Origin of the sequence: Burkholderia sp. Bp9004, from assembly GCF_003858025.1 — a bacterium.
GTDB lineage: Bacteria > Pseudomonadota > Gammaproteobacteria > Burkholderiales > Burkholderiaceae > Burkholderia > Burkholderia diffusa.
In genome coordinates, this window is record NZ_QTQD01000028.1 from 110,975 (window position 1) to 117,315 (window position 6,341).

The 6,341-nt window shown below is 66.0% G+C and carries 6 protein-coding genes and 1 pseudogene; 5 read left to right on the top strand and 2 right to left on the bottom strand.

What is annotated here, in order from left to right; translation table 11 throughout:
* Positions 1 to 57: 57 nt before the first annotated feature.
* Positions 58 to 1,281 carry a lytic murein transglycosylase B gene (gene mltB, locus DIE08_RS26460; RefSeq protein WP_059599014.1) on the bottom strand — a complete coding sequence of 408 codons (1,224 nt, stop codon included), beginning with the start codon at positions 1,279 to 1,281 and terminating at the stop codon, positions 58 to 60.
* Between the two features lie 168 nt (positions 1,282 to 1,449).
* On the opposite strand from mltB, the gene DIE08_RS26465 reads away from it, so the two are divergent.
* On the top strand, positions 1,450 to 2,373 hold the full coding sequence (locus DIE08_RS26465) for a histone deacetylase family protein (RefSeq protein WP_124623400.1): 924 nt from the start codon (positions 1,450 to 1,452) through the stop codon (positions 2,371 to 2,373).
* A gap of 22 nt (positions 2,374 to 2,395) precedes the next feature.
* Here the strand turns inward: DIE08_RS26465 and DIE08_RS26470 are convergent, their stop codons facing one another.
* Positions 2,396 to 3,319 (bottom strand): alpha/beta hydrolase, encoded by a 924-nt coding sequence (locus tag DIE08_RS26470; protein WP_124904437.1) that lies wholly within the window; start codon positions 3,317 to 3,319, stop codon positions 2,396 to 2,398.
* A 216-nt stretch (positions 3,320 to 3,535) separates the two neighbouring features.
* On the opposite strand from DIE08_RS26470, the gene DIE08_RS26475 reads away from it, so the two are divergent.
* The 4 genes and pseudogenes from DIE08_RS26475 to DIE08_RS26490 form a co-directional block, all read left to right on the top strand.
* On the top strand, positions 3,536 to 4,570 hold the full coding sequence (locus tag DIE08_RS26475; protein ID WP_124623398.1) for a methionine ABC transporter ATP-binding protein: 1,035 nt from the start codon (positions 3,536 to 3,538) through the stop codon (positions 4,568 to 4,570).
* Positions 4,560 to 5,213 (top strand): methionine ABC transporter permease, encoded by a 654-nt coding sequence (locus DIE08_RS26480; RefSeq protein ID WP_124904429.1) that lies wholly within the window; start codon positions 4,560 to 4,562, stop codon positions 5,211 to 5,213. The genes DIE08_RS26475 and DIE08_RS26480 overlap by 11 nt, the downstream gene beginning before the upstream one ends.
* 27 nt (positions 5,214 to 5,240) lie before the next feature.
* Positions 5,241 to 6,035: a MetQ/NlpA family ABC transporter substrate-binding protein gene (locus DIE08_RS26485; protein WP_124904439.1), complete on the top strand. Its 795-nt coding sequence runs from the start codon at positions 5,241 to 5,243 to the stop codon at positions 6,033 to 6,035.
* A gap of 229 nt (positions 6,036 to 6,264) precedes the next feature.
* Positions 6,265 to 6,341 (top strand): annotated as a pseudogene (locus tag DIE08_RS26490) (electron transfer flavoprotein subunit beta/FixA family protein); the annotation flags it as partial.

Below are 6,341 nucleotides of genomic sequence, written 5' to 3' on the forward strand. Positions count from 1 at the left end.
CGTCACGCGATAAAAAAGCGCCGCATGAGCGGCGCTTTTTCTTTGCGCGGACCGTGCTTACTGCGCCGGCGCTTCCGTGTCCGCCGCAGGCAGCGGCAGCGCGCCGTTCGCTTCCATCTGCGCCTTCACGGCTTCGCCGAGCTGGTACACGGCGAGTGCGTAGAAGAAGCTGCGGTTGTAGCGCGTCAGCACGTAGAAGTTCTTGAGGCCGAGCATGTATTCGGTCGCGCTTCCCGGCGACGGCAGATCGACCACGGTGACTGGCGTGCCAGCTTCGGTGGTGATGTTCACCATCGGCTCGTTGAGCGTCATGCCGGCGCGCAGAAGTTGCGACAGTGCCCAGTGCGGTTCGGGCTGACCGTCCGCGGCCGCCTGGGCAATGCCGAGGCTGCCCGTGTCGGGCGTGATTCGCCAGACTACCGGGCGATCGGTTTCCCAGCCGTGCTGCTTCAGGTAGTTCGCGACGCTGCCGATCGCATCGGCAGGACTGCTGCGCAGATCGACGTGGCCGCCGCCGTCGTAGTCGACCGCATACTCGCGGATGCTGCTCGGCAGGAACTGCGGGATGCCGATCGCGCCCGTGTACGAGCCGAGCACGGTGGTCGGGTCGAGCTGGTTGTCGCGGGTCCAGACGAGGAAGTCCTCGAGATTCTTGCGGAACGTTGCCTGGCGACTGTCGCGATTCGGCGTGTCCGGGTAGTCGAACGTGAGCGTCGTCAGCGCATCGAGCACCCGGAAGTTGCCCATGTAGCGGCCGTAGATCGTTTCGACGCCGATGATGCCGACGATCACTTCGGGCGGCACGCCGAATTCCTCGGACGCGCGCTGCAGCGTCGCCTGGTTCGCCTTCCAGAATTTCACGCCCGCGTTGATGCGGATCGGTTCGATGAAACGCGAACGATAGACGCGCCAGTTCTTTACCGAAGGCGTCGGAGCCGGCTTCACGAGCTTCACGGCGGTGGCCGAGTAGCTGATGCGCGAGAACAGCGCATGCAGGCTTGTGGAATCGAAGCCGTTGCGGCTCACCATCTCGTCGATGAACGCATCCACTTTCGCGTTGTTCGCGTAGCGCTGCGGAACGATTTCCTCTTCGAAGGTCTGGCCTTGCGGCGCCGGCTGCTGCGGTTGCGCCTGCGCGACGCGCGTGCCGGGAGACTTCGCGGGCTGCGTCTGCGCGACGGCGGGCGCGGCTGCCACGGTAGCGGCGACGGCAGCAGCAACGAGCGGAACGCGAACGCTAAACAGTGCGGAGAGAAGGGCGGCAGGCTTGCTGGAATTCATGTCGAAGCGGCGGACAGGGCGATGGGGTTCGGCGCAGTATACCCGACGCATCCTGCGTGCCGGGGCGAAGCAGCGTACCGTTGTGGTAAGTTAGCGGCGAATTCGCGGCAGACGATGGACATTATTGATGGAGACCTGCGGCGCACCCCGCGTCGCGGATGACAGATTATGGCAACCGCCTTCTATACGCACCCCGACTGCATGCTGCACGAGATGGGGGAATGGCATCCGGAATGCCCGGCCCGCCTGTCGGCGATCCAGGATCAACTGATCGCGAGCCGCATCGACGACCTGATCGTGCACGAAACCGCGCCGTTCGCGAGCGAGGTGGCGCTGGGCCGCGTGCATACGCAGGCCCACATCGACTACATCCGCAGCATGACGCCCGTCGACGGCTACGTCGAGATCGATCCCGACACGCTGATGAACCGCGACACGTGGCGCGCCGCGCTGCGTGCGGCCGGCGCGGCGATCGCGGCGACCGACGCCGTGATCGAAGGCCGCTACGCGAATGCGTTCTGCAGCGTGCGGCCGCCCGGCCATCACGCGGAGCCAGCGCGCGCGATGGGTTTCTGCTTTTTCAACAACGTCGCGATCGCCGCGCGGCATGCGCTCGACGTCCACGGCCTCGAGCGCGTCGCGATCGTCGATTTCGACGTGCACCACGGCAACGGCACCGAAGCCGCGTTCGCGAACGACGAGCGGGTGCTGATGTGCAGCTTCTTCCAGCATCCGCTATACCCGTTCTCGGGCGTCGATCACCAGGCGCCGAACATGGTCAACCTGCCGATGCCTGCGCGCAGCAACGGGATGGCGATCCGCGAAGCGGTCGACATGTTCTGGCTGCCGCGTCTCGACGCATTCAAGCCGCAGATGCTGTTCGTGTCGGCCGGTTTCGACGCGCATCGAGAGGACGACATCGGCAGCCTCGGTCTCGTCGAGGCCGATTTCGAATGGCTGACCGCGCAGATCGTCGACGTCGCGCGCCGGCATGCGCAGGGCCGCATCGTGAGCTGTCTCGAGGGCGGCTACAACTTGTCCGCGCTCGGCCGCAGCGTCGTGGCGCACCTGCGCGTGCTGGCCGGCATCTGACCGGGAGCGGGGCGGCGCGCGCTCAGCGCGCCTGCACGTGCGCGTGAATCCACTCGATCAGCGCATCGATCACGCGGTCGCGCTCGAGATCGTTCATCGTTTCGTGGAATCCGCCTTCGTATAGCGTCAGCGTGCGATCGGGCGAGCCGACGCGTGCGCCGAACGCGCGGCTTCCGTCGGGCTCGGTCAGCTTGTCCTCGGTGCCGTGATAGACGAGCACCGGCACGCGCAGCGCGCCGCGACCGCGCTCGATGCGCGCCATCGCGTCGAGGACCTCGGCGCCGGTGCGCGCCGGCACCGCGCCGTGGTGCACGAGCGGGTCGGCACGATTGGCCGCGACGACGGCCGGATCGCGCGACAGCAGCGCCGCGTCGATCCTGATCGCGGGGAAGCTCGGCCACACGCGGCTGATGAAGCGGCTCATCGCGAGCATCCAGCGCGGCACGTCGCGTCCCGGCGCGAGCGCCGGGCTCGACAGCACGAGGCCCGCCAGCGCGTGGCCGCGAATCGGCGCGCGTTCGATCGCATACAGCGCCGCGACGGCGCCGCCCATGCTGTGCCCCATCAGGAAGAGCGGCGTATCGTCGCGGGCGGCTTCGGCGACGAGGGCATCCGCATCGTTCAGGTAATCGTCGAAACGCTCGACCCACGCGCGTTGACCGGGCGACTGGCCGTGCCCGCGCAGATCGATCGCCAGCACGTCGATGCCGGCCGCGTTCAATCTGGCCGCGAGCGCCGCGTAGCGGCCCGCATGCTCGGCGAGGCCATGCACGAGAGCAATCGTCGCGCGTGGCGGCTCCGTGCCGTCGCCAGCCGGCCAGCGATACGACGCCAGTTCGAGCCCGTCCGCGGTACGGAGCCGGCCCATCCGCGGGGCGGGCGGCGCTGCCGTGTCGCGTGCTGCGATGGCGGCGGGTGCGGCGACCTGCGTGGTGGTGGCGGTCATCTGGCGGGTCCCCTGTTTGGTTGGCATCGGTGTTCCGGATCATAGTCGCGGCACTCACACGGCGGACCAGCAGTGCTCCTCTAATTTCGTCTGGTTATGAAAAGATCGAAATCGATTATTAAGTGGAATGAGGCGTTTGCGGTAAAATCGCCGGCTATTCCAGATGCATCGGCGGCCGACTGGCGGGCTTCGCCAGTCGGCCGCCGTTTTGTTTACATGATCGAATTACGCAATCTGTCGCAGCGTTTCCCCGGGCCGACCGGCTGGGTCGACGCATTGCACAACGTCAATCTGACGATCCCGCAGGGCGAGGTGTTCGGCATCATCGGCCGAAGCGGCGCCGGCAAGAGCACGCTCGTGCGCACCATCAACCTGCTCACGCGGCCGACCGAAGGCAACGTCGTCGTCGGCGGGCTCGATCTCACGCTGCTGTCGGCCGGCGCGCTGCGCGAAGCGCGCCGCGAAATCGGCATGATCTTCCAGCACTTCAACCTGCTGTCGTCCCGCACGGTCTTCGACAACGTCGCGTTGCCGCTCGAGCTTGCTGGCGCGAGCCGTGCCGACATCGAGGCCGCCGTGCTGCCGCTGCTCGACCTCGTCGGGCTGTCCGCGCAGAAGGACCGCTACCCTGCGCAGATCAGCGGCGGCCAGAAGCAGCGCGTCGGCATCGCCCGCGCGCTCGCGAGCAAGCCGAAGGTGCTGCTGTCGGACGAAGCGACGTCGGCGCTCGATCCCGAGACCACGCGCGCGATCCTCGACCTGCTGAAGCGCATCAACCGCGAACTTGGCCTGACGATCGTGCTGATCACGCACCAGATGGAAGTGATCAAGCAAGTGTGCGATCGCGTGGCGGTGCTCGACGCGGGTCGCGTGGTCGAGGAAGGCCGCGTGATCGACGTGTTCCTGCAGCCGCATCACGAAGTGACGCGCGCGCTGATCGGCGACGTGATCGCGCAGGAACTGCCGCCCGCGCTGAAGGCACGCGTGGCCGAGCGGCTGAAGACGGGCAGTGGGCATTTGCTGCGGCTCGCGTTCACCGGCTCGGGTGTCGACCAGCCGATCCTGTCGGAGACGATTCGCCGGTACGAACTGGATTTCAACATCCTGCACGGCCAGATCGACGAGATCCAGGGGCAGGCGTTCGGGTCGCTCGCGGTGCTCGCGGGCGGCGAACCGGGCAAGGTCGGGCAGGCGCTCGCGTTCCTGCGCGAGCAAGGTGTGGTGGTAGAGGAGCTTTCGTATGTTGAGTGAGATGTTCGATATGTTCGTGCAGTCGTTCTGGGAGACGCTGATCATGGTCGGCATCTCGGGAGCGGTCGGCGCGCTCGTCGGGATGCCGCTCGGCGTGCTGCTCTACCTGACCGACCGCCAGGGCGTGCTGCAGAACCTCGGTGTGAATCGTGTGCTCGGCGGCGTCGTGAACGCGGTGCGCTCGACGCCGTTCATCATCCTGTTGGTCGCGGTCATTCCGTTCACGCGGCTCGTCACGGGATCGTCGATCGGCACGGCTGCGGCGGTCGTGCCGCTGACGCTCGCGGCCGCGCCGTTCGTCGCGCGACTGGTCGAGACCGCGCTGCGCGAAGTCGACCGCGGGCTGATCGAAGCCGCGCAGTCGATGGGCGCGACGACGTCGCAGATCGTGTTCAAGGTGCTGCTGCCCGAATCGCTGCCTGGCATCGTCGCGGGCCTGACGATCACGTTCGTGTCGCTCGTCGGTTATTCAGCGATGGCCGGTGCGATCGGCGGCGGCGGGCTCGGCGATCTCGGGATCCGCTACGGCTACCAGCGCTATCTGCCGGAAGTCATGTGGACGGTCGTCGCGATCCTGATCGTGTTCGTGCAGATCGTGCAATCGTTCGGCGACTGGCTCGTGCGCCGGCTGAGCCACAAGTAAAACGACATTCATTGGTAGGGGGAGATGATGCAACGACGCTTCATGCTGAAGTTCGCGGCCGCACTCGGCGCGGCCGCGCTGTTCGCGAGCGCGCACGCGCAGGCCGAAACCATCAAGGTGGGCGTGACGGGCGGTCCGCACGCGCAGATCATGGACGTGGTGAAGAAGGTCGCGGCCAAGAGCGGCCTCGACATCCGCATCGTCGAATTCTCGGATTACGTGCAGCCGAACGCGGCGCTCGCGTCGGGCGATCTCGACGCAAACAGCTACCAGCACGATCCTTATCTGCAGGCGCAGGTGAAGGATCGCGGCTACAAGCTGATCAAGGTCGCGGATACCGTCACATTCCCGATGGGCATCTATTCGAAGCGGGTGAAGTCGCTGGCCGAGCTGAAACCCGGCGCGCGCATCGCGGTGCCGAATGATCCGACCAATGGCGGCCGCGCGCTGCTGTTGCTGCAGAAGCAGGGGCTGCTGAAGCTGCGTGCGGACGCCGGGTTGAAGGCGACGCCGCTCGACATCGTCGACAATCCGCGCAAGCTGAAGATCGTCGAACTCGATGCGGCGCAGATTCCGCGTTCGCTCGGCGACGTCGACGCCGCGGCGATCAACACCAACTACGCGATGGAAGCCGGGTTGAAGCCGCAACAGGACGCGATCGCGATCGAGGGCCCGAACGGCCCTTACGCGAACGTTCTCGCAATTCGCGACGCCGACCGGAGCAAGCCGTGGGTCGCGAAACTGGTAGCGGCCTACCATTCCGCGGAAGTGAAGCAGTTCATCGAACAGAAGTTCGGCGGCGCGGTCATCGCCGCCTGGTAACACGTGGTGCTGGGCGCGCCCGGTGACGATTAGAGTTGATGATCGAAAACCCGGGCTTTGCGTCCGGGTTTTTTCTCTTTTAAAATAGAACGACCGTTCGCTATTGCCGGCGCGCCGAAGAGGAGCGTTATCCTCGATAGCCGCGATGGATTGGTCCGCTTGGCCGCGCAGTCATGAGGCCTCGCTATAGAATGGCCTCTGGTCGTATTCGTAACTTTGGAGCGTGTGCATGAAAATCCTGGTGCCAGTGAAAAGAGTGGTCGATTACAACGTGAAGGTCCGCGTGAAGTCGGACAACACGGGCGT